The 18130-nt window shown below is 32.4% G+C and carries 10 protein-coding genes; 5 read left to right on the forward strand and 5 right to left on the reverse strand.

From position 1 onward, the window contains the following. Positions 1–9 precede the first annotated feature (9 nt). The 5 genes from MBM09_RS14915 to MBM09_RS14935 form a co-directional block, all read right to left on the reverse strand. Positions 10–2115, reverse strand: a complete 2106-nt coding sequence (locus MBM09_RS14915) for a glycoside hydrolase family 97 protein (RefSeq protein ID WP_238674508.1) — start codon at positions 2113–2115, stop codon at positions 10–12. Positions 2116–2131: 16 nt separating this feature from the next. Next, positions 2132–4438 (reverse strand): glycoside hydrolase family 65 protein, encoded by a 2307-nt coding sequence (locus tag MBM09_RS14920; protein ID WP_238674509.1) that lies wholly within the window; start codon positions 4436–4438, stop codon positions 2132–2134. Between the two features lie 6 nt (positions 4439–4444). After that, positions 4445–5107 (reverse strand): beta-phosphoglucomutase, encoded by a 663-nt coding sequence (pgmB, locus tag MBM09_RS14925; RefSeq protein WP_238674510.1) that lies wholly within the window; start codon positions 5105–5107, stop codon positions 4445–4447. 3 nt (positions 5108–5110) lie between these two features. Next, entirely contained in the window at positions 5111–6472 is a 1362-nt protein-coding gene (locus MBM09_RS14930; protein WP_238674511.1) for an MFS transporter, read from the reverse strand. 133 nt (positions 6473–6605) lie between these two features. Beyond that, a complete protein-coding gene (locus MBM09_RS14935) occupies positions 6606–7679 on the reverse strand; it encodes a LacI family DNA-binding transcriptional regulator (protein ID WP_238674512.1) in 1074 nt (357 codons plus the stop codon). A 252-nt stretch (positions 7680–7931) separates the two neighbouring features. On the opposite strand from MBM09_RS14935, the gene MBM09_RS14940 reads away from it, so the two are divergent. The 5 genes from MBM09_RS14940 (at position 7932) to MBM09_RS14960 (ending at position 18057) form a co-directional block, all read left to right on the forward strand. After that, a complete protein-coding gene (locus tag MBM09_RS14940; RefSeq protein WP_238674513.1) occupies positions 7932–10988 on the forward strand; it encodes a TonB-dependent receptor in 3057 nt (1018 codons plus the stop codon). Positions 10989–10998: 10 nt separating this feature from the next. Next, positions 10999–12537, forward strand: coding sequence for a RagB/SusD family nutrient uptake outer membrane protein (locus MBM09_RS14945; protein WP_238674514.1), 1539 nt, complete (start codon positions 10999–11001; stop codon positions 12535–12537). 15 nt (positions 12538–12552) lie between these two features. Continuing rightward, positions 12553–13932 carry a SusE domain-containing protein gene (locus tag MBM09_RS14950; protein ID WP_238674515.1) on the forward strand — a complete coding sequence of 460 codons (1380 nt, stop codon included), beginning with the start codon at positions 12553–12555 and terminating at the stop codon, positions 13930–13932. An 85-nt stretch (positions 13933–14017) separates the two neighbouring features. Continuing rightward, positions 14018–17335, forward strand: coding sequence for an alpha-amylase family glycosyl hydrolase (locus MBM09_RS14955; RefSeq protein ID WP_238674516.1), 3318 nt, complete (start codon positions 14018–14020; stop codon positions 17333–17335). After that, positions 17335–18057 carry a hypothetical protein gene (locus MBM09_RS14960; RefSeq protein WP_238674517.1) on the forward strand — a complete coding sequence of 241 codons (723 nt, stop codon included), beginning with the start codon at positions 17335–17337 and terminating at the stop codon, positions 18055–18057. Before MBM09_RS14955 ends, MBM09_RS14960 begins: the two co-directional genes overlap by 1 nt. Positions 18058–18130 lie beyond the last annotated feature (73 nt).

Raw genomic sequence — 18130 nt, forward strand, 5'->3', positions numbered from 1 at the left:
TCTTATATTTTAATCAATTTCTTTAATGCTTATAGCAAATCCACCACCAGGAACAGACAATTGTGATAGTTTTGACTTACTAGTCATTTTTTTGTTTTTAATAGTATAAGCTTGCGGATTGGTTTTGTAATGAGCATCCTTTGCATCAGCATAAATAGTAGCCTCATATTTTTTACCTTTTTCAAGAAAATCTAACTTTATATTTGAGGTTCTTGCTTCATTTCCATTCACATTACCAACAAACCAATTATTAGTTCCTTTTTCTTTTCGAGCTACTGTGATGTAATGTCCTGGTTCTGCTTCTAAATAAATGCTTTCATCCCAATCTATTGCTACATCTTTTATAAACTTAAAAGCATCCATAAATTGCTCGTAATGTTCTGGTAAATCGGCAGCCATTTGTAATGGACTATACATGGTTACATACAATGCCAACTGATTTGCCAACGTGCTATTTACATGTGAATTGTTATTAGGGTTGAGTTTACTAATATCCATTTCAAAAATACCAGGTGTATAATCCATTGGTCCACCAATTAAACGTGTAAAAGGCAATACGGTAACATGGTTTGGTTTAGAACCACCAAAAGCTTGAAATTCTGTACCTCTTGCCGATTCGTTTCCTATTAAATTTGGATACGTTCTACAAATACCTGTTGGTCTTACTGCTTCATGAGCATTAACCATAATTTCATAATCGGCAGCTTTCTCAATAGCATATTGATAATGATTAACAATCCACTGACTGTAATGATAATCGCCACGTGGTAAAATATTACCAACATACCCACTTTTTACAGCATCGTATCCATTATCTTTCATAAACTGATAAGCTTTATCCATATGCCTCTCATAATTACGCACCGAACCTGAAGTTTCATGATGCATAATCATTTTAACGCCTTTAGATTTTGCATAATTGTGAATTTCTTCAACATCAAAATCTGGATAAGGTGTTACAAAATCAAACACATAATCTTTAGATTGACCAAACCAGTCTTCCCACCCTTCGTTCCAGCCTTCAACTAAAACCCCATCAAAACCATGTTCTGAAGCAAAATCGATATAACGCTTAACTTTTGTATTGTTTGCTGCATGAGTGCCATTAGGTTTTACTTTTGAGTAATCTGTAACTCCAAGTTGTACAGCAGGTAATTCGTTAGTATAAGACCATGAGCTTTTTCCTGTAATCATTTCCCACCAAACACCAATGTACTTTACAGGTTTTATCCATGAAGTATCTTCAATTTTACAAGGATCATTTAAATTCAAGGTAATATTTGAAGCCAAAATATCTCTAGCATCATCACTTACCATAATGGTTCGCCATGGTGAATTACAAGGCGCTTGCATGTAGCCTTTATCTCCAATTGTATCTGGCGTTAAATGCGATTCAAAAATCAGAGTTTCTTCATCTAATTCTAAGTGCATGCATGAGTAATTAATTAATGCAGCCTCGTGTAAATTAATGTATAACCCTTCTGAGGTTTTCATCATCAAAGCAGTTTGCACGCCATTTTTTGAAAATTGTTTTTGTGATGCATTATCAGTTACAGCAGCATCAAATTTTTTGCTTATTTCTGATAATTTAGATTCGGTATAATCGTATTCTTGTGTGTCATAATCTCCAGGAATCCAAAACGCAGTATGATCTCCAGTCATAGCAAACTGTGTTTTTTCTTCTTTAATTGTAAAATACACTAGATTTTTTTGAGTTGGAAATTCGTAACGAAACCCAAGTCCTTCATCAAATAATCTAAAACGAATTAAGATAATTCGATCGGTTTCATTTTGCTTTAAAGTAACTGCCAACTCATTGTAGTGATTGCGAATATCTTTTTCTTCACCCCAAACAGGTTGCCATGTATCATCAAAAGTTGCTGTTTCACTTTTTACAATTGTGAAGTCATTTAATAATGATTTGTCATTTTTTAATTCTAACCCTAAATGACTAGGTTTAATAACAGATTTATTTTTATAAGACAACTTATAAGTTGGTCTTCCTGCATTTTCTAAAGAAAACTGCATAGTGAGCTCTCCGTTTGGTGATTTTAACTCTTGCGCTCCAATAAAAACTGAAAACAATAGGGCTATGGCTGGTATTAATGACTTCATTTTGTTTTATTTTAAATTAAACTTTTACCAAGCTATTTGGTTTAATGGTAACTGACTTGTTATTAACTTGTATTTGTAATTCTGTGTTTCCACTAAGTTCGAATGTGGTATCGTTTTGAGAAACATTAACTTTTAATATCTGTCCTCTAAAATTAACTTTAAAAGAATATGCATCCCATTGTTTAGGAATTTTAGGAGTGAAAGAAAGCGTGTTGTTTTTAACTCTCATACCACCAAAACCTTCAACAATACTCATCCAAGTTCCAGCCATTGATGTAATGTGTAAACCTTCATGTACTTCGTGATTGTAATCATCTATATCTAATCTAGAAGTACGTAAGTAGAAGGTGTAAGCTTGTTCCATTCTATCTAATTTCGCAGCTTGAATACTATGTACGCAAGGTGACAATGAGCTTTCATGCACCGTAAAAGGTTCATAAAAATCGAAATGACGCTCTAGCTCTTCATCTGTAAAGTGATCTTCAAAAAAGTAGAATCCTTGTAATACATCAGCTTGTTTTATATATGGTGAACGTAAAATTCTGTCCCAACTCCATTTTTGGTTTATTGGGCGTTCTGATTTATCTAAATTATTAACTGTAATTAGTTCTTTATCTAAAAATCCGTCTTGTTGAAGATAAACATTATGTTTTTCTGAATGAGGAAAATACATGTTTTCTGAAACCTTTTTCCAAGCATTTAACTCGGTGTCTGACAGATTTGTTTTACTCATTATTCTCATGTAATCTTCAGGATATTCAATCATTATTTTTTGAATATTCTCAAGCGTATAATTAATACACCATTTTGCTATATAATTGGTATAAAAATTATTGTTTACATTATTTTCATATTCATTTGGACCTGTAACTCCAAGAATAACATATTTGTTTTTATCATTAGAAAATGTAGCACGCTGTTCCCAAAAACGCGCAATTCCAATAAGTACTTCTAATCCTTTTTCTGGAACATAACTATAATCTCCTGTGTAACGTAAATAGTTATAAATAGCAAATGCAATAGCACCGTTTCTATGAATTTCTTCAAAAGTGATTTCCCACTCATTATGGCATTCTTCTCCATTCATAGTAACCATTGGGTATAATGCTGCACCGTTTTTAAAACCTAACTTCTCAGCATTTTCAATAGCTTTTTCTAAATGGTTATATCTATATTCTAAAAGACTTCGGGCTACTTGTTGGTCTTTAGTTGACATATAAAAAGGAATGCAATAAGCCTCAGTATCCCAATACGTGCTTCCACCATATTTTTCTCCAGTAAATCCTTTTGGACCAATATTTAATCTAGAGTCTTTTCCTAAATAAGTTTGGTTTAAATGAAAGATATTAAAACGTATACCTTGTTGTGCTTTTACATCACCTTCTATTGTAATATCAGACATGCTCCAGATAGTTTCCCAAGCTTGTTTTTGATTTTCTAATAGTTGATTAAATCCTTTTTTTGTAGCTGTTTCTAAAACATTTTTTGTAACAGAAACCAATTCGTTTTTGTCATGATTTCTATCTACAGTATAGCCTCCATACTTATGAATTGTATAAGTTTCATTTTGTTTAACCTGTTGCTTATAACTAAAGGAAGCATAGTTTGAATCGGCTTGAATAATTGGCTCTATTAAAACAGACTTACCTTCTATAAAAACTTGAGATTCCATAAACGTACAGGTATAGAAATCTGTTTTCATTGTTTTAGCCTGAATAAAAGCTTGATTATTTTCATGACTCACACTTAATGTGTCCCAGAATTTATCATCCCAATTGGTATCTTCATTTGTAATACCAGAATCTAAATAGGGCTGAAAAATTATTTCTGCATCACTATTTAGAGGTTTAATCTCATAATTAACAACACCTACTTCATCTAAATCTAAACATAAAAAACGTTTAGCTTTTACTTCAACTTTTATATTATTTTGAAGAGTGGCTACAAAACTTCTTGACAGCCAACCTTCTTTCATGTTAAGTTCTCTTCTAAAACCTTCAACATCTTTACAGGTAAACAAATCTAATTGTTCACCGTTAACAGATACATTAATACCAATCCAGTTTGGTGCATTTAATACTTTAGCAAAATATTCTGGATACCCATTTTTCCACCAACCAACACGGGTTTTATCTGGATAGTAAACACCGGCAATATAGCTACCTTGAAAGGTTGGCCCAGAATAACGTTCTTCAAAATTAGCCCTTTGTCCCATAGCACCATTACCGATACTAAAAAGACTTTCGGATGATTTCACACGATTTGCATCAAATCCTTCTTCTATAATTGACCAATTATCTGGCTTTATATAATCTTGATTCATATTTTTCTAATTATTATCTGAAAGAAAATTTTCAAAGAAATTTTCGGGTATTTCTGTTAAGTTATTAAAATTGTAATCTGCTTCACTAAGCGTTTCTTTGTCTCCAATACCTATAGATGTCATGTTTGCTTTATTAGCAGCTTCAACACCTGCTATGGCATCTTCAAAAACAATACATTGTTCTGGAAATAAATTTAGTTTTTTAGCGCCTATTAAAAACACTTCAGGGTCTGGTTTTGCTTTAGATACGCTATTTCCATCTACAATACCTTTAAACCTGTGAAACAAATTAACTTGTTTTAAAATTAATGGTGCATTTTTACTTGCTGAACCTAAAACATAATTAATTCCTAAAGTATCTAAAGTATCAAGTAATTTCTCAGCACCTGGTAGTATTTCTTCAGGCCCCATTTTATTAATATACTGCAGATAATCTTCATTTTTACTAATTAGGTATTCTTGCTTTTTTTCTTCTGAAATATTTACTTTTCCTATATCAAGTAAAATCTCTAAAGACCTTACTCTACTTACACCTTTTAGTAATTCATTATGTGTTTCGGTAAACTCAAACCCTAAATCATCCGCAAGATTTTTCCAAGCTAGAAAATGATATTTAGCAGTATCTACTATGACACCGTCTAAATCGAATATAACTCCTATTTTATTCATTAATTATGATTGTATTACATCATCAACATCTTTTACTTTAAACACTAAAGATGCTGCAATTAAAAAACTTACACCACTCATTATCAAAGCGAATATGGCATGATTACCATAAGCATATTTTACAAGTGGACCGCCAATTAAGGCATTAATAATTTGAGGGATTACTATAAAGAAATTGAAAATCCCCATATAAACCCCCATTTTTTTTGGCGTAATAGACCCCGCTAAAATAGCGTAAGGCATAGCCAAAATACTTGCCCAAGCAATACCTACTCCTATCATTGATAAAATAAGCCAGTTTTTATCTGGCATTATGTAAATAGAAAGTAAACCTAAGCCACCTATAACTAATGAGACTGCATGCGTTTTTTTTCTTCCTATTTTTTTTGCAATGTAAGGCAAAGCAAAAGCGTAAAAGGCAGATACTAAGTTATAAACTCCAAAAAGAATTCCTATCCAATCACCTGCATTTTGATAAGTTGCACTACTACTATCTGTATAAGGCAATCCATAAATATGTTGTGCAATAGCTGGGGTAGCAAATACCCACATACCAAAAAGACCAAACCAAGAAAAAAACTGAACCCAGCTTAATTGACGCATTGTTACTGGCATTTTTTTGAAGTCTTCAAAAATATCTAACAAGCTAGATTTTTCATCTTTATCATCTTTAACTATGGCTTCAGCATGTGCTTGTTCATCTTCAAAACTTTCTAATTCTTCGGGCGAATATTCTTTAGTAGTTAAAACAGTTACTAAAATTGAAACAACTAATATTACTGCTCCAATAATAAATGATAGAATTAAATTTGTTGGTACAATTCCTTGAGATGTCTCATTAGATACACCAAACCAATTGGTTAAAGCATACGGTAACCAAGAGCCAATAACTGCTCCAAAACCTATTAAAGCTGTTTGCACGCTAAACCCAAGAGTTCTTTGGTCTGTTCTTAAATTATCTCCAACCAAAGCACGAAAAGGTTCCATGGCAATGTTAAAAGAAGCATCCATTATCATGAGCATTCCCGCTCCTACCCAGAGTGCAGGTAGAAATGCGATAAACATATCGGCTTGCGGCATTAGAACTAAACCTATTGATGCAAGAATTGCACCTACTAAAAAATAAGGTTTTCTTCTACCAAATTTACCCCATGTTTTATCACTATAATGACCTATTATTGGTTGAACAATCAACCCCATTAAAGGTGCAATAATCCAAAACCAAGATAGTTCGTGAACATCGGCTCCGAAAATTTGAAGTATTCTACTTGCGTTGGCATTTTGAAGGGCAAAACCCATTTGGATTCCAAGAAACCCGAAACTCATGTTCCAGATTTGCCAGAAACTTAATCTACGCTTTTCCATTAAATAGTATATTAAAATTAATACTATTTGATAAGCGGTAATTACTTATCAAAACTTATTGTGAGAAGTGAAAATATAAGTTTTGATTTAGTTGCAAAGATATAAAAGATTTTAATCTTACCCAATAAATATTCTATTTGGTTGACTCTCTTTCAATAATCTCAGTTTCTATAACTATAGTTTTAAAATTATCGATACGATCTTCCTCTTCTATATATTCTGCATTTTCATCTTCTTCAGACTCTAACCTATCTATGAGTAAATCTGCGGCTTGTTCTCCTATTTTTTGTCCATGCTGACTAACAGTTGTTAAACTAGGTGTAGCATGTTTTGAAAGTACACCATCTGTAAAACCGATGACTTGGATATCTTTAGGTATTTTTAAACCCAATTTTCTGGCTACTTTCATAGCTGTAACAGCATACAATTCGTTAACTGCAAAAACACCATCAATTTTATTATTCGATTTAAAAAATTGTTCAATTTCATTTTCTAAAATATCTAAATGTCCTTCAACATTCAACTCTTCGTCAATCTTTAAAATTAAATTAGAATCGGCTGCTCTCTTACTTTCCTGTAAGGCTTCTAAATATCCTTGAGTTCTTAATCTACCTACACTTACGTAGTCCATTGTGGTTATTAAAGCTATATTTTTACAGCCTTTTTCAATTAGTTTGTTTACAGCTTTAACAGAGCCTTTATAATCATCAACAATAACCTTGTCGCAATTAACATCGTTTACAACCCTGTCAAACATAACAATAGGCATACCTTGATTTATGGTTGCATTAAAATGGTGGTAATCCTGCTTTAGCAAAGTTTCTTTAGAAATAGATAGAATAAACCCATCTATACTACCATTTGCAAGCATCTCCATGTTTATAATTTCTTTTGTAAACGACTCATTAGAAAGTCCAACAATAACATTATATCCTCTTTTGTTTGCAACTAATTCTATACCCAAAATGACTGTAGAAAAAAAGTGATGTACAATCTCAGGAATTAGTATACCTATAGTTTTAGTTTTTCGATTTTTTAAACTTAAAGCAATATTATTTGGCCTGTAATTATACAGTTTTGCAAAAGCCTGTATTTTTTGTGTAGTATCTTCACTAATTTCTTTACTTCCACTTAACGCTTTAGAAACTGTTGAAATTGAGACATCTAATTCTCTAGCTATTTGTTTTAGGGTGATTTTTCGTTTCATTATTACAAACTTTATTTCAAATAAAGTACTTATTTATCATTCCTTATAAAGATATCACATTTATTTTCTATTGAATTATACTTATGCAATTATCATTAAATATGTTAAATATTAAAAAGTTGTCAACACGAAAACGTTTTCGTTACGAATTTCGCAATGTGAAATTATTTCTTAACAATTTGTTTACATAGCTTTGACATGAGAAGTGAAAATATAACTAAACTATTTAACACATTAATTTAATTAAATTATATGAAAACAATTATTCACAGTTTACTGTTTTTATTGTTTTTTGCCCCAGCACTTACGTTCGGACAAACAACACTTAGAGGAACAGTAACCGAACAATCAACTTCAATACCACTTCCAGGTGTTAATGTCGTCATTAAAGGTACAACAACAGGTACTTCTACAGATTTTGATGGAAACTATCAGATCGAAGTCAATAATGGAGATGTTCTTGTATTTACTTACCTTGGCTTTCAAGCTCAGGAAATAACCTATAATGGTCAAGCTAATTTAAATGTTCAGTTATCGGAAGATGCTGCACAATTAGATGAAATCGTTGTAATTGGTTATGGTAGCGTAAAAAAAGAAGATGCTACAGGATCGGTTGATGTAGTTTCGTCAAAAGACTTTAACAGAGGTGCAATTGTGTCTACAGATCAATTACTTAATGGTAAAGCTGCTGGTGTTAGAATTACTAGCGCAGGTGGATCGCCAGATTCTGCACCAAATATTAGAATTCGTGGTGGTGCTTCATTAAATGCACAAAACAATCCATTAATTGTTATAGATGGTGTTCCAATCGGTAATGATAGTCCAGCAGGTGTTAGTAACCCTTTATCATTAGTAAATCCAAATGATGTAGAAAGCTTTTCTATATTAAAAGATGCCTCTGCAACAGCAATTTATGGGTCAAGAGCCTCAAATGGTGTAATTATCATTACAACAAAAAGAGGTACATCAGGAGATGTTAAATTTAATTTTTCTTCAGATGTTTCTGTTAGTAATCCTGGAGAAGGATTAGACATCATGACCAGTGATGAGTATGTAAGATTTATTCAAGAATATCATCCAACGCTAGTTGACAGACTAGGTGTAGATGTTGGTTCAGTTAGTACTAATGAAACAGTCTCTCAAGTTATAAACGGTAGAGCAATATATGATACTGACTGGAGAGATGCTGTATTTAGAACAGCTATTTCTTCTAATACAAATTTTAGCGCCAGAGCTAATCTTTTTGAGAAAATACCTTTTAGAGGTTCTGTTGGTTACACAAATAGTCAAGGTGTTGTAAAAACTGATGATTATGAAAGAGTAACTGCTTCATTTAAATTAACACCAACATTACTAGATGACAATTTAAAACTAGATGTAAATGCTAAAGGTATTTTTGCAGATAAAAATGCCATTGATACAGGAAGTGTTTTATACGGTGCATTAGTATTCGATCCTACAAAACCTGTTTTTAATAATTCTGCTGACAATGTTTTTGGTGGTTATTACACGAATACAAATGGTTTATTATTAGATGGTCAATACAATCCTTTAGCGTTGCTTAAACAAAGACAAAGACCAGAACGCGTATTTAGATTTTTAGGTAATGCGCAACTAGATTATAAAATGCCTTTTTTGCCTGAATTAAAAGCCGTTGTAAATGTAGGTTTAGATGCGTCTAGATCAAAAATTAAAGAATCATTTTCAGATAATTCTCTTGCAACATACAGACCTTTAGAAACTCAAAATACATTTGTTTTTAACCCAGGTGTAAATTACAGAGAAAGTCAACATATCACAAATACTACTTTTGATGCTTACACACAGTATGCTAAAGAATTCGATAATGGTATTGTTAACAAATTTGATGTACAAGTTGGGTACTCTTATCAAAATTTTAAAAATGATGGAAATCAAGACCGTTTTCGTTATAATAATGAAACAGGCTTAAGAGAGCAAATACTAGATAACACTGCAAATCCAAATTTTAGATACTATAATGTGTTAAACTTACAATCTTTCTTTGGAAGAGCTAATATTGATATTTCTGAAAAATATTTATTAACGGTGTCTTTTAGAGCAGATGCATCTTCATTATTTACTGAAGATAATAGATGGGGTTATTTCCCTGCAGCTGCATTAGCTTGGAAAGTTAAGCAAGAGTCTTTTCTTAAAGATGTAGAGTTTGTAAATGATTTTAAAGTTAGACTTGGTTGGGGTAAAACAGGCCAACAGGATATTACTGGTGTTGTAGGTTATTATCCTTCAATTCCATTATTTGCTGCTGGTGATAGTAATAGCCAATATTTACCAGGTTCTTCTCTATATTCAGCTTTACCTTTTAATCCTAATTTAACTTGGGAAAAAACTACAACTTATAACCTTGGTGTAGATTTTGATTTCTTTAAAAACAATTTTATATCAGGATCATTTGATATTTATAAAAGAGAAACTACAGATTTACTAGCTAATGTACCTGTTCCTCCTGGTCAAGCTTTCTCTAGCACATTTGTTGATAATGTAGGAGAAACAGAAGGTGAAGGTTTTGAGTTAAATCTTAACATAAATGCTATTCAAACTGAAGATTTTTCATTTAGTATAAACTCAAATATATCTTATAACAATACTGAAGTATCAGATTTAAATAATTTACCAAGCATTCCTGCTGGTGGAAACCTTCGTGGAACAGGTGTGTTTTTAAAGAGACATGCTGTAGGCGAACAAGCTGGAAGTGCATTTGTATTAAAACAAGTATATGATGTTAATGGTAACCCTATCCCAAATGCATTTGTTGATTTAAATGGAGATAATAACATTACCGATGCAGATCGTTATTATGAGCAAATAGCACCAAATTGGACTTACGGATTTGGTTTAAATTTCAATTACAAAAACTGGGATTTATCTTCTAGTTTTAGAGGTCAAATAGGAGGAAACGTATATAACTTTAATAAACTAAACTTTGGTTTTACTGATAGTGCAACGCCTAATAATAACACTAGTATTACTAATGTTCTTAATTTTTACGATGGAGCTGCAGATCCTGTTTTTGAAAATGTTAACGGGAACATTCAGTTTTCTGATTATTTCTTAGAAGATGCCACTTTTTTAAGATGCGATAACATAGCACTTGGTCATAGATTTGATAATATGATTAAAAATGCAACCATTAGATTTTATGGAGCAGTAACCAATCCTTTTATTATAACTGATTACAGTGGGCAAGATCCTGAAAATTTCGATGGAATTGATGGTAATTTTTACCCAAGACCAACAGTATATACGTTTGGTATAAACTTAGACTTTTAAAAAAATAATTATGAAAAAAGTAATATTAATATTTATAGGATTTACAATGTTAGGCATTGTATCCTGTACAGACGACCTTAATACTGAGCCTAAAGTACAGCTAACTTTAGACAATTTATTGCAAGACGATCCTGAAGCTATTGATGGTATTGTTTCTAGACTATATGCTTCTTTTGCATTATCTGGACCAAATGGACCTGGAAGCTCAGATATTAGTGATGATGCAGGTGAATCTCCATTTTTAAGAGGTATTGTAAATTTACAAGATTTCTCGGCAGATGGAATGAAAAACCGCTGGGGAGATGATGGTTTAGATCAATTAACAACAACATCTAACTGGGATAGTAATAATAAATTCTTCAGATATTTATATAACAGAATTTATTACACTATACCACAATGTAATAACTTAATACAAGTATTAAATGCTTCAGATATTGCTGATGCTCAATTAGCAAGGTCAGAAGCTAGGTTCTTAAGATCTTTAGCTTATTTCTATCTAATTGATGCATTTGGAAAAGGTGTATTAGCAACTGAAGAAAATTTAGGGGAAAGTAATCCGCTTCCAGAAGCTACTAGAGAAGAGTTGTTTAATTACGTTGAAGCAGAACTTTTAGAAATTGAAGCCGATATGCCTACTACCAGCGATTACGGTAGAGCCAATAAGTATGTAGTTGATATGCTTTTAGCTAAACTATACTTAAACGCTGAAGTCTATATTGGAACTCCAAAATACAGTGAAGCCTTAACTTATGTTAGTAAGGTTATCAATGAAGGTGGTTACCAATTGGCAACTAACTTTGGTAGTAATTTTACTGGAGACAATGACGCTTCGTCAGAAATAATCTATCCGTTAATAGCAGATCCTATTAATAGTCAAAGTTATGGAAACACAACTTATATTGTTAACGGAAATTTAAGTCCAGATACAATGCCTATTGCCGATTTTGGTGCATCAGCAGGATGGCAAGGTCATAGAGCAACAGAAGCTTGGTACGGTTTATTTGGGAATTTAGAAACTTCTACTGATGTAAGATCAACATTATTTTGGACAGAAGGTCACAACTATGAAATGACCGATTATAAAGAATGGACAGATGGATATCCTTCAATAAAATTCAGAAATAATGATTTTGGTGCAACCTCTACAGCGACAGAATTTTCTGGTACAGATTTTCCTTTATATAGATTATCTGATGCTTATTTAATGTATGCAGAATGTGTTGTTAGAGGCGCTTCTGGTGGAAGTATGAGTTTAGCAGTTGAGTATGTAAATAATGTTAGAACACGTTCAAATGCAAGCACTATTTCTGAGGGTGATTTAACTTTAGTTTTTTTAATTGATGAACGCGCAAGAGAGTTAAATTTAGAGGGTCACAGACGAACAGATTTAATTCGATTTGGGAAATTTACAGGAGGTTCTTATTTATGGCCATGGAAAGGAAACACACCTAATGGAACTTCTATTCCAGAACATTATAAACTTTTTCCAATTCCACAACAAGCTATAGGAGCAAATCCTAATTTACAACAAAACCCTGGTTACTAATAAAAAATTAAAAACATGAAAAATATTAAAATAATAACTTTAATGATTTTAGCCTTAGTAGGCTTTAACTCTTGTCAAGAAGATGACGCTTTAGAATTTATTGCAGCTCCTCAAGGAGAATTCCAGTTTACGAATACATTTCTTCAAGAATATATTTTGCCTGCAGGGAACGATGTTAATACTAACATTGGTGTTTTATTCACATGGAATCCAGCTGATTTTGATGTTCCAACTAATGTTTCGTACGAAGTTCAATACTCTGTTCTTGGAGATTTTTCAGATGTAATGCAAGTTAGTAGTATTGGTGTAACACAAGATACTCAAGCAACAATAAGTATCGCTGGTTTAAAAAGCTTAGCAGAAGAAGCAGGATTAGATAACGACCCTGATACAACAGAGCCTGATACTGGAGATTTAAGCTTTAGAATTAGAGGTTTTGTAGGAGATGCTTCATCTACTACAGAATCTTACAGCGCAGTTCAAACGATTACTTTAAAATTACTTGAAGCTCCAACTACAGGTGGTGGCGGTGCTTTTGAAATTGCTAGTTGGGGTGTTGTAGGTTCTGGTTATAATAACTGGGGTGGATTTGCTGATGGTAAATTTTACACTACAGATACACCAGGTGTAATTGTATCTTACGTTAATTTAATTGATGGAGAAATTAAATTCAGAGAAAATAATGCTTGGGGCGGTGACCTAGGAGATGCAAATTTAGATGGTATTTTAGATGCTGACGCAGATAACAATATTGCTGTGACAGCGGGTGATTATAAAATCACTATTGATACTAATGATATGTCTTATACCATAGAAGAATTTTCTTGGGGTATTGTTGGTTCAGGTTTTAATGACTGGGGTAATGCAGGTCCAGATGCAAAATTATATTATGATTATACCACAGATACATTTAAAGCAAGCGTAGCTCTTTTAGATGGTGATATAAAATTCAGAATGAATAACACTTGGGGTGGTGATTTAGGAGATGCAAATTTAGATGGTATTCTAGATGCAGATGCAGATAATAATATTGCTGTGACCGCAGGACACTATTTAGTTACAGTAGATTTAAAGGACAACTCATATTCTATTGAAGTTGCTGATGTATGGGGTGTTGTAGGATCTGGATATAACGATTGGGGTAATGCAGGTCCTGATGCTCACTTAACAGAAATTCAACCAGGTGTATGGTTCGCTGAAAACATAACGCTATTAGATGGAGAAATTAAATTCCGTCAAAATGATACATGGGGAGGAGATTATGGTGATGCTAATGCAGATAATATTTTAGACCAAGATGCAGACAACAATATTGCCTCTGAAGCTGGAAATTATGTTATCAGTATAGATTTTAATGATCCTAGTGGTCCAGTATATTATTTAGGAAAAAGATAATCATACATAAACATATGTAAATATTTAACAAACAAAGAGGTTGTATTACGATTGTATACAACCTCTTTTTATTTAAAATTCAGCTATGAAAAAAATATACTTGCTTTTTTTGTTAATAACCTCATTAAGCTTTGCTCAAGTTGTAACAACATCACCTACTATACCTATTACAACTAGTGAAATAACGGTTATTCTTGATGTAACAGGTACACCTTTAGAAAGTTATACAGGTACCATTTATGCTCATACAGGAGTTACAGTTAATGCTGCTCAATGGCAAAATGTTATAGGAACATGGGGAGATAACACTGCACAACCTGCATTAACCAATACATCAGGAAACATATACGAGTTTACCATCACACCAGATATTTATACGTATTATGGCGTAAATACTGCTGATACAGTTACAGAATTAAGTTTTGTATTTCGTTCTGCAGATGGCGGCACACAAACATCAGATATCTTTATTGATGTATTTGAAGCGGGTTTAAATATAGTTATCACAAATCCTCTAAATGGATCAGCTTATAGTTTAAATGATAATATTACTATAAGTGCTGAATCAAATACTAGTGCAGATTTAGAATTAAAAGTTAATAACACTTCTGTGCAAACAGTAACCAATAACACATTAATTTCAACATCATATACCTTCACTTCTACGGGTCTTCATACTATTGAAGTCGTTGCAACTCAAGGAACTGAAACTAAACAAGATGAAGTTTCTGTTTTTGTTAAAAACGCAACTCAAAGTGAAACTTTACCAATAGGTGTTTCAAAAGGATTTAATAATAATGGAGATGGAACCGTTACGTTTGTTCTAGAAGCTCCAAATAAAACAGATGTCTTCCTTATTGGAAGTTTTAATAATTGGGAGTTAAACGAAACCTATCAAATGAAAAAAGATGGTGATTTGTTTTGGATTACAATTCCTGGTTTAGATGCTGATATGGAATACGCTTATCAATATTATATAGATTTTAGCATTAAAGTGGCTGATCCTTATTCACGCAAAGTTTTAGACCCAAATAATGATCAGTATATTTCCAGTACTACTTACCCTGATTTAATGGCTTATCCTAGCGGAGAAACAACAGGCATCGTTTCAACTTTTAAAATTAATGAAACAAGTTATACATGGCAAAACACTTCATTTACTAGACCTGATAAAGAAAACCTTGTTATTTATGAAATGCTCATTAGAGATTTTACTGAAAGTAGCACATATCAAGAAGCAATAACTCGTCTGGATTACCTACAAAACCTAGGAGTTAATGCCATAGAATTAATGCCAATTAATGAATTTGAAGGAAACAATAGTTGGGGTTACAATCCTTCTTTTTATATGGCAGCAGATAAAGCTTATGGAACAAGTAACGATCTAAAGGCTTTTATTGATGAATGCCATCAACGTGGTATTGCAGTTTTAACCGATGTAGTTTTTAATCATTCATATGGTCAATCACCTTTATTACAAATGTATTGGGATAGTGCAAATAACCGTCCAGCTGCAGATAGTCCATATTATAATGAAAGCCATAATTTAGTTGATAACACCAGTGCACATTGGGGATACGATTTTAATCACGAATCTGATTATACAGTCAATTTTTTTAATGATGTATTGAGTTTTTGGATGAACGAATACAAAATAGATGGTTTTAGATTCGATTTTACAAAAGGGCTATCTAATACTATTTATACAGGAACCGGCAATTGGGCAAGTGCTTATGATGCAGATAGAATTCAAAACTTAAAAGCTTTTGCAGATCATGTTTGGGATAACGATCCTGGAAATGAAGCTTACGTTATTTTCGAACATTTATCAGATAATAGCGAAGAAACAGAGTTGGCCAACTACGGGATTATGCTTTGGGGAAATTTAAATCACAGTTTCAACCAAAATACTATGGGATATGCATCAGACGCTGATGTATCGTGGTTATCATATCAAAATAGAGGTTGGGATAATCCGCATGTTATAGGTTATATGGAAAGCCATGATGAAGAGCGACTTATGGTTAGAAATTTAGCCTATGGGAATTCTAATGACGACTATAATGTAAAAGATTTAAGTACTGCATTAGATAGACAAGAAGCAGCTTCAGTGATATTTTATAGTGTTCCTGGTCCAAAAATGATATGGCAGTTTGGAGAACTAGGCTATGATAAAAGTATTAATTGCGAAAATGATATTACAAATGGCGCATGTAGATTAGATGAAAAGCCTGTAGCTTGGACATTAGGTTACGATACAGATTCAGACAGACTTGATTTGCATGATGTTACTGCAAAAATGATTATGCTTAAAACAACATATCCTTCAACATTTAATACAACCGATTTCTCATTTAGCTTAAATGGACTTGTAAAGCGTATTAACTTAAACGATATTTCAGGTGATTTTGATGTTACTGTGATTGCCAATTTTGATATTGTAGAACAAACTGTGGTACCTAACTTTTCAAATACAGGAACATGGTACAGTTTGTTAGATAATAATACACCATTAGAAGTAGCAGATGTATCATCTTCAATAACTTTGGCTCCCGGCGAATATAAAGTTTATGCTACTCAACCAGTTATTGACCCTAACGATTTGGATAGTGATGGGGTTCCAAATGCAGAAGATTTATGTTCAGATACTCCTTTAGGAGCAACTGTTGATGCTACTGGCTGTGAGGTTTTTGTGTTACCAGCTAATAACTTTGCATTACAAGTAACTAGCGAAACATGTAGAAGTAGTAATAATGGGAGTATTGATATTTCTACAACTCAAAACATGTTATACACTGTTACAATAACTGGTGACGGATTTAACAGTAATGATGACTTTACTACAACATTTACTAAATCTAGCTTAGAAGCAGGTGATTATCGAGTTTGTATAACAGTAGATGGACAAACAGATTACGAACAATGTTTCAATGTTACGATTACCGAACCTGAAGATTTATCAGTGCTTTCAAAAGTTAGTAATACTAAAAACACTGTTTCGTTAAATTTAAATGGTGGAGAAACTTATAATATAACTTTAAATGGTATAACTACAAAGACATCGGCTTCTAACATTGAGTTACAATTACAGTCTGGAGAAAATAAAATTGTTGTTGAAACCAATAAAACTTGTCAAGGTAAATACGAAGAAACTATTTTTTATGGCAATGATATTATTGCGTTTCCAAACCCAATTTCGGATAACTTAAATGTTTACTTAGGTGAATTAAAAGACAGTGTCTCTAGTGTGGAGATATATTCTATTTTAGGGAAACAAGTTTATAGTTTAAATACTAGTGATTCTATCTTAAAAATTAATACGTCTAATTTTTCAAAAGGTATTTATGTTTTAAGAGTTATAACAAAAGCAAATAGTAAAAGTTTTAAAATTATTAAGGAATAATGAAAAAATCAGTTTTATATATCGCAGTAAGCTTAGGGCTTTTCTTTGTAAACATCAATTGTAGTAGTGGAGGTGGAGATGATAGTCCAAACCCAGATCCAGATCCAGTAGTTATTGACCCACCAAGTGCATCTACACTGGCATTTCCAGAACAAAATTCAGAATGTACAGAAGGCTCAAATATAACAAGTACAGAAAGTACCATTACGTTTAATTGGAACGATTCTAATAATACAAATTCATACCAATTATTTGTGAAAAACTTAAATACTCAAGAGATAGAAAATTACACTTCAAATGTATCTGAAAGAAGTGTAACTATTTTAAGAGGTACTCCATATTCTTGGTATGTAATTTCTAAAAACTCTGGTACAGAAACTGCACAAAGCCCTACGTGGAAGTTTTATAATGCCGGAGAAGCTGTTTCTTCATATGCGCCTTTCCCTGCAGATTTAATAGCTCCTGCTTTGGCTGAGACTTTTAATACCTCAACTTCAAGCGTAACGTTAGAATGGTTTGGAGAAGATGTAGATAATGATATTACAGAATATGATGTGTTATTTGGTACTGAAACTACACCAACTAATGTTGTTACTACAACTAGTAATACTAGTTTTTCAGCAGATGTGAGTTCAGGTAACATATACTATTGGAGAATAATAACATATGATGACCAAAACAATAATTCTGAATCACCAATATTTCAATTTACAATTGAATAGTTTTATTTAATTTTTTTAAAAAACAAAAGGCTTTCAATTTTTGAAAGCCTTTTGTTTTTTATTAGATCGCTTG

The sequence above is a fragment of the Flaviramulus sp. BrNp1-15 genome, assembly GCF_022259695.1.
Taxonomy (GTDB): Bacteria; Bacteroidota; Bacteroidia; order Flavobacteriales; family Flavobacteriaceae; genus BrNp1-15.

Coding starts and splice junctions, on each gene's coding strand:
- MBM09_RS14915 (WP_238674508.1), bottom strand. CDS start 2,115: ATGAAGTCATTAATACCAGCCATAGCCCTATTGTTTTCAGTTTTTATT.
- MBM09_RS14920 (WP_238674509.1), bottom strand. CDS start 4,438: ATGAATCAAGATTATATAAAGCCAGATAATTGGTCAATTATAGAAGAA.
- pgmB (WP_238674510.1), bottom strand. CDS start 5,107: ATGAATAAAATAGGAGTTATATTCGATTTAGACGGTGTCATAGTAGAT.
- MBM09_RS14930 (WP_238674511.1), bottom strand. CDS start 6,472: ATGGAAAAGCGTAGATTAAGTTTCTGGCAAATCTGGAACATGAGTTTC.
- MBM09_RS14935 (WP_238674512.1), bottom strand. CDS start 7,679: ATGAAACGAAAAATCACCCTAAAACAAATAGCTAGAGAATTAGATGTC.
- MBM09_RS14940 (WP_238674513.1), top strand. CDS start 7,932: ATGAAAACAATTATTCACAGTTTACTGTTTTTATTGTTTTTTGCCCCA.
- MBM09_RS14945 (WP_238674514.1), top strand. CDS start 10,999: ATGAAAAAAGTAATATTAATATTTATAGGATTTACAATGTTAGGCATT.
- MBM09_RS14950 (WP_238674515.1), top strand. CDS start 12,553: ATGAAAAATATTAAAATAATAACTTTAATGATTTTAGCCTTAGTAGGC.
- MBM09_RS14955 (WP_238674516.1), top strand. CDS start 14,018: ATGAAAAAAATATACTTGCTTTTTTTGTTAATAACCTCATTAAGCTTT.
- MBM09_RS14960 (WP_238674517.1), top strand. CDS start 17,335: ATGAAAAAATCAGTTTTATATATCGCAGTAAGCTTAGGGCTTTTCTTT.